The 18,174-nt window shown below is 59.6% G+C and carries 18 protein-coding genes; 14 read left to right on the top strand and 4 right to left on the bottom strand.

Annotation, left to right across the window (positions count from 1 at the left end; translation table 11 throughout):
• Positions 1-38 precede the first annotated feature (38 nt).
• Positions 39-620, bottom strand: a complete 582-nt coding sequence (locus GHO42_RS17265) for a hypothetical protein (protein ID WP_095017707.1) — start codon at positions 618-620, stop codon at positions 39-41.
• A gap of 246 nt (positions 621-866) precedes the next feature.
• On the opposite strand from GHO42_RS17265, the gene GHO42_RS17260 reads away from it, so the two are divergent.
• The 3 genes from GHO42_RS17260 (at position 867) to selO (ending at position 7,590) form a co-directional block, all read left to right on the top strand.
• Complete coding sequence (locus GHO42_RS17260; RefSeq protein ID WP_095000894.1) at positions 867-2,609, top strand: potassium/proton antiporter; 1,743 nt, start codon at positions 867-869, stop codon at positions 2,607-2,609.
• A gap of 34 nt (positions 2,610-2,643) precedes the next feature.
• The gene (gene mscK / locus GHO42_RS17255) at positions 2,644-5,991 is read left to right on the top strand and encodes a mechanosensitive channel MscK (RefSeq protein ID WP_095017708.1); all 3,348 of its coding nucleotides are present in this window, start codon (positions 2,644-2,646) and stop codon (positions 5,989-5,991) included.
• Positions 5,992-6,126: 135 nt separating this feature from the next.
• Entirely contained in the window at positions 6,127-7,590 is a 1,464-nt protein-coding gene (gene selO / locus GHO42_RS17250; protein ID WP_095017709.1) for a protein adenylyltransferase SelO, read from the top strand.
• 111 nt (positions 7,591-7,701) lie between these two features.
• Here selO and GHO42_RS17245 read toward each other — a convergent pair whose 3' ends face one another.
• Both GHO42_RS17245 and GHO42_RS17240 read right to left on the bottom strand, forming a co-directional pair.
• Entirely contained in the window at positions 7,702-8,103 is a 402-nt protein-coding gene (locus GHO42_RS17245) for a type II toxin-antitoxin system HigA family antitoxin (protein ID WP_095023804.1), read from the bottom strand.
• Positions 8,100-8,390 carry a type II toxin-antitoxin system HigB family toxin gene (locus GHO42_RS17240; RefSeq protein WP_095023803.1) on the bottom strand — a complete coding sequence of 97 codons (291 nt, stop codon included), beginning with the start codon at positions 8,388-8,390 and terminating at the stop codon, positions 8,100-8,102. Before GHO42_RS17240 ends, GHO42_RS17245 begins: the two co-directional genes overlap by 4 nt.
• 269 nt (positions 8,391-8,659) lie before the next feature.
• On the opposite strand from GHO42_RS17240, the gene trxC reads away from it, so the two are divergent.
• Positions 8,660-9,100: a thioredoxin TrxC gene (gene trxC, locus GHO42_RS17235; RefSeq protein ID WP_153328274.1), complete on the top strand. Its 441-nt coding sequence runs from the start codon at positions 8,660-8,662 to the stop codon at positions 9,098-9,100.
• Here the strand turns inward: trxC and GHO42_RS17230 are convergent.
• Positions 9,097-9,870, bottom strand: coding sequence for a ParA family protein (locus GHO42_RS17230; protein WP_095000888.1), 774 nt, complete (start codon positions 9,868-9,870; stop codon positions 9,097-9,099). The genes trxC and GHO42_RS17230 overlap by 4 nt on opposite strands.
• Before the next feature lie 303 nt (positions 9,871-10,173).
• Here GHO42_RS17230 and GHO42_RS17225 point away from each other — a divergent pair, with 303 nt between their 5' ends.
• The 10 genes from GHO42_RS17225 to GHO42_RS17180 are packed head-to-tail and all read left to right on the top strand — an operon-like array spanning position 10,174 to position 18,018.
• Positions 10,174-10,896 carry a beta-ketoacyl synthase chain length factor gene (locus GHO42_RS17225; RefSeq protein ID WP_095017711.1) on the top strand — a complete coding sequence of 241 codons (723 nt, stop codon included), beginning with the start codon at positions 10,174-10,176 and terminating at the stop codon, positions 10,894-10,896.
• Positions 10,872-11,684 carry a 1-acyl-sn-glycerol-3-phosphate acyltransferase gene (locus GHO42_RS17220; RefSeq protein ID WP_095000886.1) on the top strand — a complete coding sequence of 271 codons (813 nt, stop codon included), beginning with the start codon at positions 10,872-10,874 and terminating at the stop codon, positions 11,682-11,684. The genes GHO42_RS17225 and GHO42_RS17220 overlap by 25 nt, the downstream gene beginning before the upstream one ends.
• Complete coding sequence (locus tag GHO42_RS17215) at positions 11,659-11,919, top strand: phosphopantetheine-binding protein (protein WP_095000885.1); 261 nt, start codon at positions 11,659-11,661, stop codon at positions 11,917-11,919. Before GHO42_RS17220 ends, GHO42_RS17215 begins: the two co-directional genes overlap by 26 nt.
• Positions 11,920-11,928: 9 nt before the next feature.
• Entirely contained in the window at positions 11,929-12,183 is a 255-nt protein-coding gene (locus tag GHO42_RS17210; protein WP_095000884.1) for an acyl carrier protein, read from the top strand.
• Positions 12,180-12,725, top strand: coding sequence for a hypothetical protein (locus GHO42_RS17205; RefSeq protein WP_095017712.1), 546 nt, complete (start codon positions 12,180-12,182; stop codon positions 12,723-12,725). Before GHO42_RS17210 ends, GHO42_RS17205 begins: the two co-directional genes overlap by 4 nt.
• On the top strand, positions 12,722-14,392 hold the full coding sequence (locus GHO42_RS17200; RefSeq protein WP_095025236.1) for an AMP-binding protein: 1,671 nt from the start codon (positions 12,722-12,724) through the stop codon (positions 14,390-14,392). The genes GHO42_RS17205 and GHO42_RS17200 overlap by 4 nt, the downstream gene beginning before the upstream one ends.
• 13 nt (positions 14,393-14,405) lie before the next feature.
• A complete protein-coding gene (locus GHO42_RS17195) occupies positions 14,406-15,140 on the top strand; it encodes a glycosyltransferase family 2 protein (RefSeq protein ID WP_095000881.1) in 735 nt (244 codons plus the stop codon).
• On the top strand, positions 15,137-16,075 hold the full coding sequence (locus GHO42_RS17190) for a glycosyl transferase (RefSeq protein ID WP_095000880.1): 939 nt from the start codon (positions 15,137-15,139) through the stop codon (positions 16,073-16,075). The genes GHO42_RS17195 and GHO42_RS17190 overlap by 4 nt, the downstream gene beginning before the upstream one ends.
• Positions 16,056-17,600 carry a histidine ammonia-lyase gene (hutH, locus tag GHO42_RS17185; protein WP_130872287.1) on the top strand — a complete coding sequence of 515 codons (1,545 nt, stop codon included), beginning with the start codon at positions 16,056-16,058 and terminating at the stop codon, positions 17,598-17,600. Before GHO42_RS17190 ends, hutH begins: the two co-directional genes overlap by 20 nt.
• Positions 17,593-18,018, top strand: a complete 426-nt coding sequence (locus GHO42_RS17180) for a thioesterase family protein (RefSeq protein WP_153328270.1) — start codon at positions 17,593-17,595, stop codon at positions 18,016-18,018. Before hutH ends, GHO42_RS17180 begins: the two co-directional genes overlap by 8 nt.
• Positions 18,019-18,174 lie beyond the last annotated feature (156 nt).

Genomic DNA, 18,174 nt, shown 5'->3' with positions numbered 1-18,174 from the left:
CACCCGAAAGGGTTGCCCGGTTTTTTTACGCCATGAACTCAACGTTGGCTCATGAATTCCATATAGCCAACGATGGCCATCAACAGCGTGCCGGCCACCATCCAGGCAAAATTAGCCCAGCTCAGGGCCTTGTTGACGCTGCCCTGCGGGTCACCCGCCAGCATATTGATTGCGCGCTGGGCCGCCACCAGCATTGCACAACAACCGGTGATCAGTACTGCATTGGTGAACAACACATAGACCGCATCCGCGGGCCGGGTAAACAGCGTGGACACCAGCACCGAGAACATGACCAGCAGCATAATGAGCAGGCCTCTGGTCTCGGGTTGCCAAAAATAGCAGCGCCCTGTCCTGTCGAGGCCGTTCTGAACCACTTCAAACAGCGGCAGGATAAAAAATGGCCAGAGCGCAGCGCGCAGCAACGGCGCGATCGGCGCCCCGGTTTCCGCTTTGTAGGACGCCCAGTTGCGATATGACCAATAGACCATGTACCCGCCTGCCGTAAGCCCATACAGCAGCAGAAACTTGCTGACAGACACGACATAAAGGTTGATTCGTTTGTCGTCACACCACGGTGTTGTCTTCGATAGCCTGTTGCCAGCCTCAGTAGCAGGGTTCATGTCATGTCCGTGCGCAAGTGGGAGGCCGCAGTACACACAATTTACCTAATATAAAAATGCAGTGAAAATCCCATTTTTTTGTAAGAAAGGCCTTCAGTCCTACTCGACAGGCCCAAACACCTCCAGGGTGTAATCCATTCAAAACCTTTTTTGACAGCCCGCCAATGGCGCAGGTTAGAATCGATGGCACGCAGGCTGCATGCCAGGTCTGCGCCCTGTCTTTTTTAGCTTTCTGGAGTACTGCCTTTGAATGCGACGACCATCAACAGCCTGTTCTTGATCGGCGCGTTGCTGGTAGGCGCAAGCATCCTGGTAAGTTCTCTGTCCTCGCGCCTGGGCATCCCGATACTGGTCATCATCCTTGCGGTGGGCATGACCGCAGGTGTCGATGGCGGCGGCATCATTTTTGACAACTACCCCACGGCCTATCTGGTGGGCAACCTCGCCCTGGCGGTGATTTTGCTCGACGGCGGCTTGCGCACCCGGGTTTCCAGTTTTCGCGTGGCGTTATGGCCCGCGTTATCGCTGGCCACGGTGGGGGTGATGATCACCACGGGGCTGACCGGGCTGATGGCCGCCTGGCTGTTTAATCTCAACTTGATCCAGGGTCTGCTGGTTGGCGCCATTGTCGGCTCCACCGATGCCGCCGCAGTGTTCTCGCTGCTGGGTGGCAAAGGCCTGAACGAGCGGGTTTCAGCCAGCCTCGAAATCGAGTCCGGCAGCAACGACCCGATGGCGGTATTCCTCACCGTCACCCTGATCGACATGCTCGCCAGCGGTGAAACAGGCCTGCACTGGAGCCTCTTGCTCAACCTGGTGCGTGAATTTGCCATCGGCGGCACGGTCGGTCTGGCAGGCGGCTGGCTAATGCTGCAAATGGTCAACCGTATCAACCTGGCCAACGGCCTGTACCCGATTCTGGTGATCGCAGGCGGGCTGGTGGTCTTTTCCCTGACCAACGCCCTGCACGGCAGCGGCTTTCTCGCGGTCTACCTGTGCGGCCTGGTGATTGGCAACAGTCCGATCCGCAGCCGTCATGGCATTTTGCATATGCTCGACGGCATGGCCTGGCTGGCCCAGATTGGCATGTTCCTGGTGCTGGGCTTGCTGGTCACGCCACACGACCTGTTGCCCATCGCCATTCCAGCACTGGCACTGGCCCTGTGGATGATTCTGTTTGCCCGCCCGCTGTCAGTGGTAGTGGGGCTGCTACCTTTCAAAGCCTTCCATGGACGCGAAAAAGCCTTTATCTCATGGGTAGGCCTGCGCGGTGCGGTGCCGATCATTCTGGCGGTGTTCCCGTTGATGGCCGGGCTGCCCAATGCGCAGCTGTATTTCAACCTGGCATTCTTTATCGTGCTGGTATCTCTTCTGGTGCAAGGCACCAGCCTGCCGTGGGTCGCCAAGCTGCTCAAGGTGACCGTACCGCCTGATCTGGCCCCCGTGTCCCGTTCAGCCCTTGAAGTGCATGTCACCAGCGAGTGGGAACTCTTTGTTTATCGCCTCGACGCACAAAACTGGTGCATCGGTGCGGCCCTGCGTGAACTGAAAATGCCCGACGGCACCCGTATCGCCGCCCTGTTTCGCGATAAAAAACTGCTCCATCCGTCGGGTAGTACCACGCTTGAAGTGGGTGACCTGCTCTGCGTCATCGGCCACGAACACGACTTGCCTGCCCTGGGCAAACTGTTCAGCCAGCCCCCGAGCCGTGGCCTGGACCTGCGTTTCTTCGGCGACTTCGTGCTCGAAGGCGACGCCCAGCTGGGCGCTGTGGCCGCCTTGTACGGCCTGAAGCTGGACGGCATCGACCCGAACACCTCACTGAGCAGCTTCATTGCCCACAAGGTCGGCGGCGCGCCGGTGGTCGGCGACCAGGTGGAGTGGAACAACACCATCTGGACGGTTGCGATGATGGAAGGGAACAAGATCGCCAAAGTGGGCGTCAGATTCCCCGAAGGAAGTGCACCGGGCCCGGGGCTGTTCCTCTAAACTCCAACTTTCCGCCCTTGTCTGACCGGTATCTATGCCAACTCTGCGCACGTTCATCGCCACCGTCCTGCTCGGCCTGAGCCTTTGTGTCGGCACGCTTCAGGCTGCCGACCCGCCTACCGCCGAAGCGGTGCAGCAAAGCCTGGACAAAATTGCCGAGCGCAAACTGCCGGACGCCGACCAAAAAGCCCTGCAGGCGGTGCTCCAGCAGACCCTGACCCTGCTCGACAGCAAAGCCGATTACGAACAGCGCCTGAACGACGTCAAACAACAGATCAACGATGCCCCTCGCCAGACTGCCGAAAACCAGCGCGAACTGGCCAAAATCAAGGCCAGCAAACCCATACCCGTAGCCCAGCGCTACAGCGAGCTGTCCGTGCAGCAGCTGGAACAACTGCTGGCGGAACGCACCACGCAACAGGGCGAGCTGCAAAAAGCCCTGGCTATCGCCAACAGCCAAAGCATTGCCGCGCAGACCCGACCCGAGCGGGCCCAGGCCGAGATCAGCAACAGCCAGACCCGTATCCAGCAGATCAACACCACCCTGAAAACAGGACGCGACAATGGCAAGTTGCTTACCCCCGATCAGCGCAACCAGCTCAACGCCGAAGCCGCCTCGCTCAACGCACTGATTGCCCTGCGCCGCCAGGAACTGGCTGGCAACAGCCTGTTGCAAGATCTGAGCGGCAGCCAGCACGACCTGCTGCTGGAAAAAACCACGCGCCAGGACCAGGAAATCCAGGACCTGCAAACCCTGATCAATCAAAAGCGCCTGGCCCAGTCGCAGCAGACCGTGACCGAGCAATCCATCGAGGCGAAAAAGTCCGGCAGCAGCAGCCTGCTGGCGACCGAAAGCGCGATCAACCTCAAGCTCTCCGACTACCTGTTGCGCAGCACCGATCGCCTCAACGAGGTGACCCAGCAGAATCTGCAAACAAAGCAACAACTGGACAACGTTACCCAGAGCGACCAGGCCCTGGATGAGCAGATCAACGTGCTCAAGGGCAGTTTGTTGCTGTCCAAGATACTTTATAAGCAGAAGCAAGCCCTGCCGCGCCTGCAAAAAATGGACAAGAATCTGGCAGACGAAATCGCCGATATCCGTCTGTACCAGTTTGAAATCAACCAGCAGCGCGAGTTGATCAGCAACCCCACGACTTACGTCGACAACCTGCTGTCCACCCAACCTGCCGACCAGGTCACACCGCAACTGCGCAAAACCCTGCTCGAACTGGTCAACACCCGCAGCGATCTGCTGGACCGCCTGAACCGCGAACTAAGCTCGCTGCTCAACGAATCGATTACCCTGCAACTGAACCAGAAACAACTGCTCAGCACCGCCCAAAGCCTGCGCGCCACGCTGGATGAGCAAATGTTCTGGATCCCCAGCAACAAGCCGCTGGATCTGGAATGGCTGGAAACCGCACCGCGCCAGCTTGAGCAGCAAATCACCACCCTGCCCTGGGGTTCCAGCGTCAGTGAACTGGCAGAAGGCCTGGTGCAACGTCCCCTGCTGTTCTTGCCGTTTTTGCTGGTGGTCGTGGCGCTGCTGTGGAAACGTCGCTACCTCTACAGCAAATTGAACAAGATCCATCAGGACATCGGTCACTTCAAGCGTGACAGCCAATGGCACACGCCGCTGGCAATATTGATCAATATCTTGCTGGCGATGCCCATTTCATTGGCGCTGGCCTTGTGCGGCTACGCCTTGCAAACCGATGCCCGGGGCATGAATGCCAATACGGGCGCGGCGTTGATTCAGATGGCCGAGGCCTGGCTGGTGTTCTACACCGCTTACCGGATTCTGGCGCCGGGTGGCGTGGCCGAACTGCATTTTCGCTGGGAAAAACCGTTGGTCGCGTTCTTGCAGAACTGGATCCGCAAACTCGGTTTTGTGGTCCTGGCCCTGGTGGCCGTCGTCGCCTTTGCCGAGCAACAACCGGCTGCGCTGGCCGACGATGTCCTGGGTATTCTGGTGGTGCTCAGTTGCTATGCGGCCATGGCCTGGCTGCTCTGCCGCCTGTTGCTCAACGACTTTGAAACAGCAACAAAAGCCTATCGCCTGCGCAAGTTGCTCGGTTTTGCCTTCGCCCTGCTGCCGCTGGCGCTGTTTGTGGCGGTGTGTTTTGGCTACTACTACACCGCGCTCAAGCTCAGCGACCGCCTGATCAATACCCTCTATCTGCTGATGCTCTGGCTGGTGGTCGAAGCGGCGTTTGTCCGTGGCCTGGCAGTAGCGGCACGGCGCCTGGCCTACCAGCGTGCACTGGCCAAACGCCAGGCCGCCAAGGAAGCAGGCGAAGGCAACGATACGATTATCGAAGAGCCGACCCTGGACATCGAACAGGTCAACCAACAGTCCCTGCGCCTGATCCGCCTGGCCCTGCTGGCTGGCTTTATCGGCATTCTGTACTGGGTGTGGGCTGACTTGATCTCGGTTTTTTCCTACCTGGACAACATCACCCTCTACGAATATACCAGCGGTACCGGCGCCAATATGAGCATGGTGCCCATCAGCATCGGCGACGTGATAGGTGCGCTGGTCATCATCGGCATCAGCATCGCGCTGGCGCGTAACTTGCCCGGCCTGCTGGAGGTGCTGGTGCTGTCGCGCCTTGATCTGGGCCAGGGCAGTGCTTACGCAACTACGACCCTGCTGACCTACGTGATCATCGGCGTAGGCTTTGTCTCCACCCTGTCAACACTGGGCGTGAGCTGGGACAAGTTGCAATGGCTGGTTGCGGCACTGTCGGTAGGCCTGGGCTTCGGCATGCAGGAAATCTTCGCCAACTTTATTTCCGGGATCATGATCCTGTTCGAACGCCCGGTACGGATCGGCGACACCATCACCATCGGCAATCTGTCAGGCACCGTGAGCAAGATCCGCATCCGGGCCACCACCATCACCGACTTCGACCGCAAAGACATCATCGTCCCGAACAAGACCTTTATTACCGGGCAACTGATCAACTGGTCGCTTACGGACACCATCACCCGTGTGACCCTGAAGCTGGGCGTCGATTACGGCTCCGACCTCGACCTGGTCAAGCAGTTGCTGCTCAAGGCTGCGCAAGAGAACCCGCGGGTGCTCAAAGACCCGGAGCCCCATGTGTACTTCCTCAACTTCGGCCAAAGCACTCTCGACCACGAACTGCGCATGCACGTACGCGACCTGGGCGACCGCAACCCGGTGATCGACGAGGTCAACCGCTTTATCAACCGCGAGTTCAAAAACCACCACATCAACATCTCCTTCCAGCAGATGGAGGTGTACCTCAAGAACCTGCAGGGGCAAGAATACAAACTGGTGCCCGTTGGGCCGGAAGTCCCGCCCGAGCCGACACCACCACCGCAAAAGCCGCAGTTGGGCAAGCTCGACTGACGCAAGTCCGATGCAACCTCTGTGGGAGCTGGCTTGCCTGCGATGCAAACGAATCGGTTTAACCAACCAAGCCCGTTGATGCCGTCGCGGGCAAGCCCGCTGCCACGATCCGCCACTGTTCACTGGAGACGGTCATTGAAAGCCCTCGACGAACTGACTTTTGATAACCGCTTTGCCCGCCTGGGTGATGCCTTCTCGACCCATGTGCTGCCTGAGCCCATCGACGCACCGCGTGTTGTGGTCGCCAGCGACGCCGCCCTGGCACTGCTCGACCTCGACCCCGCTGTCACCCAAGACCCTGTATTTGCGCAACTGTTTGGTGGCCATACCCTGTGGGCCAACGCCGAGCCTCGGGCGATGGTCTATTCCGGTCATCAGTTCGGTTCTTACAATCCGCAACTGGGCGATGGCCGCGGGTTACTGCTGGGTGAGGTGTATAACGACGCGGGCGAGCACTGGGACCTGCACCTCAAGGGCGCCGGCATGACCCCTTATTCGCGCATGGGTGATGGCCGCGCCGTACTGCGCTCCTCGATCCGCGAGTTTCTCGCCAGCGAGGCACTGCATGCACTGGGCATCCCCAGCAGCCGAGCCCTGTGTGTGATCGCCTCCGACACCCCGGTGTGGCGCGAAACCCAGGAGCGCGCCGCCATGGTGCTGCGCCTGGCACCCAGCCATATACGCTTCGGGCACTTCGAGTATTTCTACTACACCAAGCGCCCCGAGCAGCAAAAGCTACTGGGTGAGCATGTGCTGGCGATGCACTTCCCCGAGTGCCTGGAGCAACCCGAACCCTATCTGGCCATGTTTCGCGAAATCGTCGAACGCAACGCTGAACTGATCGCCAAGTGGCAGGCCTACGGGTTTTGTCACGGTGTAATGAACACCGACAACATGTCGATCCTGGGCATCACCTTTGACTTCGGTCCGTTCGCCTTCCTCGACGACTTCGACGCCAACTTCATCTGCAACCATTCCGACCATGAAGGGCGTTACTCCTTCAGCAACCAGGTGCCGATCGGCCAGTGGAATCTGAGTGCCCTGGCCCAGGCATTGACGCCGTTTATCAGCGTTGAAGCCTTGCGCGAAACCCTGGGGCTTTTTTTGCCGCTGTACCAGGCCCACTACCTCGACCTGATGCGCCGCCGGTTGGGTCTGACCAGTGCCGAAGACACCGATCAACACCTGGTCGAAACCTTGCTGCAAAAGATGCAAGGCAGCAGCGTCGACTACAACCTGTTTTTCCGGCGCCTGGGGGACCTCCCGGCAGAACAGGCGGTAGCACGGCTGCGAGACGAATTTGTCGATCTCAAGGGTTTTGACGAATGGGCCGCGCAGTACGTGGCCCGGGTTGCCCGAGACGGCGCAAGCGATGAAAGCGTCCGGCGTGAGCGCATGCACGCGGTCAACCCGCTGTATATCCTGCGCAACTACCTGGCACAAAAGGCCATCGATGCGGCCGAGGCCGGGGATTACAGCGAAGTGCAACGCTTGCACACGGTACTGACCCAACCGTTCACCGAACAACCGGGCATGGAAGGCTACGCCGAACGCCCGCCGGAGTGGGGCAAGCATCTGGAAATCAGCTGCTCGTCGTGATGCAAAACCGGTAAATATACTGTTGCCGGTTTTGCCCGCTCCCACAGAACCGAGGCCGGTCGCCAGTCGTCGGCCCACAAACCAGCCACAGCGTGGCGCACGCCGTAAGCCTCAGATAAACATATCCACAGGCACTTTGAAGTAATCGGCCAGCCAACGAATCTGCCGTACGTTGAGCTGGCGTTTACCGCTGAGGATTTCGGACACCACAGACTGGGTGCCGACACCTGGCAAATCGCTTTGCGTCAGCCCGTGTTCCTGCATCACCGAGCGCAGCACATCGACGCCGCTGACCTTGGGCATCGGTCGATGCTCTAGGTCGTAAGCCTCAACCCAGTCACCGATGATGTCCACCAGGCTCATCAAGGGGTTGGTCTCATCATCGCCTATCAAGTCGGTCAACGTATCAAGGGCGGCGACCAGCCCGTCGTAATCGGCTTCGTTTTTCGGTTTGCGCAGCAGCGGCGCCACGAATTGCCAATGCTCTGCTGCCTGTTCGACCAATGCGTTCATGGTGCTGATTCCTTCCATTTGCCCTTGTCATAGTCACGGTGATCCAGCACATGACGGATGTAGAGGCGCTGTACCCGGTAACGCACCACGGCGATCAACCGCAGTTTGTTACCACCTATATTGAAAACATGAAACGAACCCACCTTGTCGGTGGCGGGGAAAAACGACCTCAACGCGGCGAAGTCTTCAGGGCTGAGGACTTTGATCTTGCGATACCACTCATCCAGTGCGCTCGCCGATTGCGGCCATTGTGCTTTGGCTTCCCAAATTCGTTTTGCTGTAATCACTCGCCTGCAATGTCCTTATCGCATCTTGCTATGAAGGCTAAACCCGAACCCTGGCAATCGCAACTTGCGATAACGATTGCCAGACCAGCGGTGCAAAGCCCGGGGGGTTTTTACAGCCTAGATAGAGACCTGGTGGCCGGCTTGAGCACATTGTGAGCAGATACGTCATGGGGGGGTGGCGGCCCAGGTGTTCATCTGCTGAACTGCACGCCATCAATCTGGAGTCGCTGCGACAGGCGGCACCAATGGCCACTTCCAAGGAGCTCTCCATGACCGAACCGCTGCTGATCCCCTGCCCCCACTGCAACGGCCTGAACCGCATCCCCGGCGATCGCCTGGGTGAGCACCCCAAATGCGGGCGCTGCAAAAATGAAGTATTGCTGGCCAGGCCCTTCGATTTGCAGCAAACCGATTACGCCAGCCAGAACAAGGGCGACCTGCCGCTACTGATAGATGTATGGGCCGAGTGGTGCGGGCCCTGCAAGGCCTTTGCTCCGGTATTTGAGCAGGCCGCCCGCCAACTGCTGGGCAAGTGTCGGCTTGCCAAGCTCGACAGCGAGGCCAACCAGCACCTGGCGGGGCAACTGGGCATCCGTTCGATACCCAGCCTGATCCTGTTTAAAAATGGCCGCGAAATCGCACGCCAGAGCGGTGCGTTGCCATTGCAGCAACTTGGCGCCTGGCTGCGCAGCCAAGGCATCAGCGCTTAAGCGTTCTGATCCAGGTAATCGTGCAACTCCACAAACTGCTGGGTCAGCTTGTGCCTCGGGTCGAAGTGAATCAAAGGCTGGCAGGCCTGATGCGACTCACGCATGCGCACTGAGCTGCTCAGGTACATGGGCAGCACCGGCAACCCCTCGGCAATCAGCTCATCAAGCATTTGCTGGGGCAGGCTGGCCCGGGCCTGAAACTGGTTGACCACGATGCCCTCGACCAGCAGGTCTTCATTGTGGTCTTCCTTTAGCTCAGCGATTTCAGCCAGCAGGCCATAGAGCGCCTGACGTGAAAAACTGTCGCAATCGAACGGAATCAGCACACGATCACAGGCAATCAACGCCGATACCGCGTAAAAATTCAGCGCGGGTGGAGTGTCGACATAAATGCGGTCATAGTCTTCAGCCAGCTCGTCCAGCAACTTACGCAACTTGTTGATCTTGTGCTTGGCCTCAAGCTTGGGCTGCAAATCGGCCAATTCACCCGTAGCCGTCACTACGTGCAAGTTTTCAAAGGGTGTTTCGTAAATATCGACCCGGTTTTTCTTCGAGCCCACGCCCGCTGACAAGGTGTGTTTAAAGAACTCGGCAATCCCCATAGGGATATCATCGCCGGTCAGTCCGGTCAGGTATTGAGTAGAGTTGGCCTGGGCATCCAGATCCACCAACAACGTGCGATACCCTTCGCTGGCGCTAACCGCAGCCAGGTTACACGCGATGCTGGATTTACCCACACCGCCTTTCTGGTTAAACACCACGCGACGCATTTCAAAACCTCCGTGTACCTATGAGTGTCCGAGTGTAGATGCCCTTTGCGCGGCTTAGCTACCTTGCTAAGAAATGCCCTACATCAATCGAGAATATCTCCACAAAAACAAACGAATAAATCTCTCAAATAAAATCCATTGATCCTATTTTTCTAAATTCCCAGAAAAACCACACTGGGGCTGTAAGCAATATTTGCTACGAACCAACTGCACCGGGATAATATCGCCCCTCTGTATCAAGTGCGGCGTCGATCGGTGTCCACTTTCGCATCAAGGAAGCCTGCAAGGGCGGGATGAACTCCAGTGATCAATTTCAATATCGCCGCGTGGCGCGCCTGGGCTCCAGGCCTCGACACCGTGGCCGATTGGCAAGCCTGGAGCCAGCACCCCTGTGTACTTGCTGCCAACAGCGCAGCACCCGATGTCTCATTTTTACCCGCCATGCAACGGCGCCGCCTCAGCCGCCTGGCTCGCATGGCATTCTGCGTCGGCTGGCCATTGGCCGAAGGCCGTGAAGCATTACCGCTGGTCTTTGCCTCGCGTCACGGTGAAACCCCGCGCACATTCGACATACTCAGCGACCTTGCGGCGGATCAGCCCTTGTCCCCCACGCAGTTCAGCCTCTCGGTGCATAACGCCGTGATTGGCCTGTGGTCGATCATGCGCGGCGAAACCAGCGAAATGACCGCTATTGCTGCCGCCGGAGACGGCCTGGAGCACGGCCTGATCGAAGCCTGCGCCCTGCTCAATGAAGGCGCGCCCGCCGTGTTGCTGATCATCACCGAAGAGCAGCCACCCGAGGCCTATGCACGCTGTATCAATGACGTGCCCTTCCCTTATGCCGTGGGCCTGCTGCTGACCCCGGGCGAGCAATGGCAGGTTTCACTCGCCAGTGGTACCGCAGGCATAGAACAAGCTCAATGGCCCCATGCCCTGAATCTGTTGCGCCAACTGCTCGATAAGCAGCAGAGATCATTCCAGCACACCTGGAAAAACCGCGTGTGGAACTGGCAGCACAGCCTGTGAGCGCCCGCCGTGATGCTTATGCCTGGCGCTTGATCGCCACTGCCATCAGCTTTGCACTGTTCGGTATCGGTTGCCTGTGCCTGCGTCTGGTGATTTTTCCGGTGCTGAGTTGCCTGCCGGGCGATGCCACGCGTCAGCGCGAGCGTGCCCGTTTTACCGTCAGCCGCCTGTTCTGGCTGTTTATTCGCACCATGGCGCGCATGGGCGTGCTGACCTATGACGTCCAGGGTGCCGAGCGGCTAGGCCGCCCCGGGCAGATGATCATCGCCAACCACCCGTCGCTAATCGATGTGGTTTTTTTGATCGGCCTGGTGAGAAACGCCAATTGCGTGGTCAAACAGAGCCTTTGGCAAAACCCGTTTACCCGTAGCCCTGTGCGTGCGGCGCAATACATCAGCAATGATGGCAGCGTAGACATGCTCGATAACGCTGCGGGGGCGTTGCAGCAAGGCCAGACCCTGGTGATTTTCCCGGAAGGCACGCGTACCCGGCCAGGCCATGCGCCATCCTTTCATCGCGGGGCCGCCGCGATTGCACTGCGGGGTGCGAAGATCCTTACGCCGGTGGTGATCAAGGTCAGCCCCACCACGCTGACCAAGGCCGAGCCCTGGTATCGCATACCCGAGCGTCGCGTGCACTTCAGCTTTCGGGTCGGTGCCGATATAGATCCACATACATTTTCCGCGCTTGGCCCGCCGCCCAAAGCCTCGCGCCTGCTCAACGACTTCGTGCATGACTATTTTATTAAGGAGCTCGCCACAGATGAGCGATCTGAAAAACGATATTAAACAGCTGATCATCGATGCCCTGGGCCTCGAAGACATCAGTGTCAGCGACATTGGCGACGATCAAACCCTGTTTGGCGACGGCCTGGGGCTGGACTCGGTCGACGCACTGGAGCTGGGCCTGGCGATTCAAAAGACCTACGGCATCAAAATAGACGCCGACGCCAAAGATACACGCAATCATTTTTCCAACGTGGCCAGCCTTGCGGCTTTTGTCACCGCCAAACAGGCAGCCTGAGACCGAACCATGCAAAACCGTGACGACATTTTCAACACCCTGCGCGACGCTCTGGTCGAACTTTTCGAACTGGAACCCGAACGCATCACCCTGGACGCCAACCTGTATCAGGATCTGGAAATCGACAGCATTGACGCTGTCGACCTGATTGACCATATCAAGCGTAAAACCGGCAAACGAATCGCCGCTGAAGAATTCAAATCGGTGCGTACCGTCAATGACGTGGTCGAGGCGGTTTACCGCCTGGTTCACGCTGACGCATGAACCGCCTGATTGGCCTCGGCCTGTTGCTGGCCGGACTGATGTACCCCTTTGCGGTGTATTTCGGCATGGCCCATTTCGCCCCGTGGCAATTCGCGCTGCTGCTGGGCAGCCTGTGGCTGGCCCGCGCCCTGACCGGCGAACGCCGCCCGGGCAGTCTGTTGATGGCGGTGATTGCATTGATGTTCTGCGCCCTGCTGGGGCTGTTCAACAGCCCGGCACTGTTGCGCTGGTACCCCGTGCTGGTCAGCACGTTCATGCTTTGCCTGTTCGGCCTGAGCCTGAAGTACGGGCCGCCAATGATCGAGCGGCTGGCGCGGTTGCGCGAGCCCGTGCTGCCCGATATTGCAATTGATTACACGCGGCAGGTGACCAAGGTCTGGTGCCTGTTCTTCATGCTAAACGGATTAGTCGCAGCCTGCCTGACGCTGTGGGCGCCGCTGAGCTGGTGGACGTTATACAACGGCCTGATCGCCTACGCGCTGATGGGGCTGCTGTTTTTCATTGAATGGCTGATACGACAAAAGGTAAGAGGCCGGGCATGAATTGGATAAATCTTGAGCACCTGTTGCTCAAGGGGCACGCAGATCGCCGGGTCAGCGTTGACCCCGAGCTGAACCACGACACCCTGCGTGAACGGGCCCTGCGCCTGGCGGGCGGCCTGCAACAGCGCGGCGTGCGACGCGTTGCCGTACACCTTGAAGATGCCGCCGAGCTGGCGCAGGCCTTGCTCGGTGCCTGGCAGGCCGGAGTCAGCGTGCTCTTGCCCGCCGACCTGCAAGCGCAAACCCGCCTTCGATGGGACAGCCAGGTTGACCTGTGGATAACTCAAAGCGAAGAGTTGCAGGACCTGTACGCCGATCCTCTGCCTGCAGCGCAACTGGATCTGGACCAGTGCCAGCTCAGTTTGTGCACCTCGGGCTCCAGCGGCGAACCCAAACGGATCGACAAAAGCCTGCGCCAGATGGCCAACGAGGTTCAGGCACTGGAGCAACTGTGGGGTGCTGATCTGGGTGATGCATGCATTATTGCCAGTGTGGCGGCGCAGCACATCTACGGGCTGTTGTTCCGTGTGTTGTGGCCTCTGTGCGCAGGCCGCAGCTTTGTACGCAAACAACTGGCCTTCCCTGAAGACATGCAACGCGCCAGCCGTGAGCACGCTGCTTTTGCCTGGATCGCCAGCCCGGCCTTGCTCAAGCGCATGGCCGACAACCTCGACTGGCCGGCGTTAAGCTCGGTCCGCCGAGTATTTTCTTCTGGCGGTGCCCTGCCCGAAGAAGCAGCCCGGACGCTGTTCGAACGCCTGGGCCAGTGGCCGACCGAGATCCTCGGCAGCTCCGAAACCGGCGGTATCGCCTGGCGTCAGGGGCAACACCTGTGGCAGCCCTTTGCCGATGTGCAATTGAGCCAGAGCAGTGACGGCGCCTTGATCATCGCCTCTAGCTACTTGCCCAAGGGCCATGTCGAACACACGGCTGATGCCGCCCGTATTGAAGCCGACGGGCGATTTGAGTTGCTCGGGCGACTGGATCGCATCGTCAAACTCGAAGAGAAACGTATTTCCCTGCCAATGCTGGAGCAGGCGCTGGTCTCCCATGACTGGGTAGCCGAAGCCCGCCTGGGCGTGGTGCATGACCAACGCGCCTCACTGGGCGCCCTGCTGGTGCTCAGCGCCAGTGGCCTGTTTGCCCTGCGCGAACAGGGGCGCCGAGCCCTGACCCACACCCTGCGCCAGCACTTGAGTCAGCACTGCGAAGCCGTGGCCTTGCCGCGCCGCTGGCGTTTGCTGCGCCAGTTACCACTCAACAGCCAGGGCAAGCTGCCACAGGCCCGAGTCGATGCATTGTTACTCGCACCCCGGCCCAAGCTGCCGGAAGTGTTGAGCCAAAGCGAAGACGCCGGTCAGTGGACGCTGAACCTGTCGATCCCGCCGGACCTGGCGTTCTTCAGCGGCCATTTCCCCAAAACACCGGTGTTGCCGGGTGTGGTGCAAGTGGACTGGGCAATGGTGTTGGGCCAGCAACTGCTCGACCTGCCGCCGCGTTTTGCCGGGATGGAAGTACTCAAGTTCCAGCAACTGGTGCGCCCCGGGGACGCCATTGAATTAACCCTGCGCTTTGACAGCGAACGCGCAAAATTGCACTTCGCCTACCGCAACGCCACTGCACCCTGTTCCAGTGGTCGCATCGTGCTGGAGGCCCCCTGTGGATAACAGTAATAGTCCCGTGCATAACCCCTGCGCCGTGATCCCGGTGTACAACCACGAAACCGCCGTGCCTGGCGTGGTCGCGGCCCTGCGCGCCGCCGGTTTGCCCTGTGTGCTGGTCGACGACGCCAGCAGCCCCGCTTGCGCCGCTGTTCTTGGTGAGCTTGCCCGTGGCGAAAACATCTTCCTCATTCGTCTGGCCGTCAATCAGGGCAAAGGCGGCGCAGTCATGGCCGGTCTTCGTGAAGCCATGCAACTGGGCTTTACCCATGCCCTGCAAGTGGATGCAGATGGCCAGCACGATCTGCGCAACGTCGCTACTTTCATGCGGGTTTCACAGCAAAACCCTGCAGCGCTGGTCTGCGGTTACCCACAATACGATGCCAGCGTGCCCAAGGGCCGCCTGTATGCGCGTTACCTGACCCATGTGTGGGTGTGGATCAACAGCCTTTCATTGCAGATTCCCGACTCGATGTGCGGTTTTCGGGTCTACCCGCTGGCGCCGACCCTCGCACTGATCAACTCGGTAACGCTGGGCAAGCGCATGGATTTCGACCCCGAGATCCTGGTTCGCCTGGCGTGGCGCAACCAGCCGATGTGCTGGCTGCCGACCCAGGTCCACTACCCGCAGGACGGTCTCTCGCACTTTCGCCTGTTCCATGACAATGCGCTGATTTCGAGCATGCACACCAAGCTGTTTTTCGGCATGTTGATACGCTTGCCGGGCATCCTCTGGAGGCGCTGCAAAGCATGAATGAACCTCAACAGCATTGGGCTGCCCACAAAGAGCGCGGCAGTTTCCGGCTGATGAAGCTCACCGCCCTGGGCGTCAGGTTGCTGGGCCGACGTGTGCTCAGCCCGGTGCTTTACGCCATTGTGCTGTACTTCTTTGTGTTCGGCGGCCGCGCACGACGCAGCATCTGGCAATACCAGCAGCGCCTGGCCGACTGGAGCGAGCAAAGCGAGTTGCGCCCTACTCGCTGGCGGGTATTCGGGCAGTTCATGGCGTTTGCCGACGCCCTGCTCGACAAGCTCGATGTATGGAATGGCCGTCTCAAGATCGAAGACATCGAAATCGTTGACCCCGCGCTGCTGCGCAATCAACTGCGCGGCGAACGCGGGCAGATGCTGGTAGGCGCCCACTTGGGGAACCTTGAAGTCTGCCGTGCGCTCGCCGAACTGGGCGAGCAGGTGACCATGAATGTGCTGGTTCACACCCGGCATGCCGAACACTTCAACCGCCTGCTGGGCGAAGCCGGGGCCAGCCATTTACGGTTGATTCAGGTCAGTGAACTCAACCCGGCGGTGATGCTGCAACTCAACCAGCGCCTGGAAAACGGCGAATGGCTGGCCATCGCCGGTGACCGCGTACCACTCAATGGCGGGCGCCATATAGAGGTCGGTTTCCTCGGCTATACGGCAGCATTCCCCCAAGGCCCGTGGTTGCTGGCAGGACTGCTCAAATGCCCGGTCAATCTGATGTTCTGCCTCAAACACAAAGGCCGTTATCGAGTCATCCTCGAACCCTTTGCCCGCGAAGTGGTGTGGCGACGCAATAACCGCGAGCAGGTGATCGACGACTGGGCCACGCTCTACGCCGACCGCCTGGGCTACTACTGCCTGCAGGCACCGCAACAATGGTTCAACTTTTACCCTTTCTGGAAGACCGATGACGACGCATCCGCATGAGCCAGTAACCTTCGGCCAAACCCCGTTGCGCATTGAAGACGTGCTGGCCCTGGCCAATCGTCAGGCGCCAACGCGGCTGCAGGACGACCCCGACTACCGCGAGCGCATCGCCAAGGGCGCGCGCTTTCTCGACTCGCTGCTGGACAAGGAAGGCGTGATCTATGGCGTAACCACCGGCTACGGCGACTCCTGCGTGGTTGCGGTGCCGCTGGAGCACGTCGAAGCCTTGCCCCGCCACCTCTACACCTTCCACGGTTGCGGCCTGGGCAAATTGCTCGATGCGCAAGCCACCCGCGCGGTGCTTGCGGCACGCTTGCAGTCGCTGTGCCACGGCGTGTCGGGGGTGCGCATAGAGTTGCTGGAACGATTGCAGGCCTTTATTGCCCACGACATCCTGCCACTGATCCCCGAAGAAGGCTCGGTGGGGGCCAGTGGCGACCTGACGCCACTGTCTTACGTGGCCGCAACCCTGTCGGGCGAACGCGAAGTCCTGTTCAAGGGCGAGCGCCGCCTTGCAGCAGATGTGCACCGGGAACTGGGCTGGACACCGCTGGTACTTCGGCCCAAGGAAGCGCTGGCACTGATGAACGGTACCGCCGTGATGACCGGCCTCGCCTGCCTGGCCTATGCCCGCGCCGACTACCTGCTCAAACTGGCCACGCGCATCACCGCCCTCAACGTGGTGGCGCTGCAAGGCAACCCCGAGCACTTTGACGAACGCCTGTTTGCCACCAAGCCGCACCCGGGACAAATGCAGGTCGCTGCCTGGATCCGTCAGGACCTCGCCATCGATGCCCCCACCGCACCGTTGCATCGCCTGCAAGACCGCTACTCGCTGCGTTGCGCGCCCCATGTGCTGGGCGTGCTGGCAGACAGCCTGAGCTGGCTGCGCGGGTTTATCGAGACCGAACTCAACAGCGCCAACGACAACCCGATCATTGACGCCGAAGAGGAGCGCGTACTGCACGGCGGGCACTTCTACGGCGGCCATATCGCCTTTGCGATGGACAGCCTCAAGACCTTGGTGGCCAACGTCGCCGACCTGCTCGACCGCCAGCTCGCCCTGCTGGTGGACGTACGCTACAACCACGGCCTGCCGAGCAACCTGTCGGGCGCCAGCGCAGAACGGGCAATGCTCAACCACGGCTTTAAAGCGGTGCAGATAGGTACCAGCGCCTGGACAGCCGAGGCATTGAAAAACACCATGCCGGCCAGCGTCTTCTCCCGCTCCACGGAATGCCATAACCAGGACAAGGTGAGCATGGGCACCATCGCCGCTCGTGATGCGATCCGCGTACTGGAGTTGACCGAGCAGGTGGCAGCGGCCACCTTGCTGGCTGCCCATCAGGGCGTTTGGCTGCGCAGCCGTGCCGAAGACGCTCGCCCGTTGCCGCCGGCGCTGGCGCAGATGCATGCCGAACTGGCCAAGGATTTTGCCCCCGTGGTTGAAGACCGCGCCCTGGAAGCCGAACTGCGTTTGTGCCTGAGCCGCATCGCCCAACAACACTGGAGGCTGCATGCGTAGTAAAGGGGTTTTTCACGTTGATACCGAAGTGTTGGTGCCGTTTTTCGACATCGATACCATGCACGTGGTGTGGCACGGGCATTACGTCAAATACCTCGAAGTGGCGCGCTGTGCGCTGCTTGACCATGTCGGTCACAACTACACGCAGATGCTCGAAGCGGGTTATGCGTGGCCGGTGATCGACATGCAGTTGCGTTATGTCCGCGGCGCCACGTTCGGCCAGCGGATCAACGTGCGCGCCAGCCTGGTGGAATGGGAGAACCGCCTGAAGATTAATTATCTGATTAGCGATGCGGTCACGGGTGAGCGTTTGACTAGGGCAGTTACAGTGCAGGTGGCGGTTGAAATTGAGAGCCGGGAGATGCAATTGGCCTCGCCTGGGTGTTTTGTGCGGGCTGTAGAGCGGGTGCTGTCATGAATGGATCAAAAGCCCCTCACCCTAGCCCTCTCCCAAAGGGAGAGGGGATTGACCGCGGCGCACTCAAGAACTCAGCCATTGTAGAGACCGGTACATCCTTTACACATCTAACCGGGTACATCGTTTACACATTTACAGGCTTGAGACGCGTTTTGC

Source organism: Pseudomonas sp. FSL R10-0056 (genome assembly GCF_009600105.1).
Classification (GTDB): Bacteria; Pseudomonadota; Gammaproteobacteria; order Pseudomonadales; family Pseudomonadaceae; genus Aquipseudomonas; species Aquipseudomonas bubulae.
Note: the sequence above shows the minus strand (reverse complement) of the source record. Positions and strands in the feature narration are given on the sequence as shown.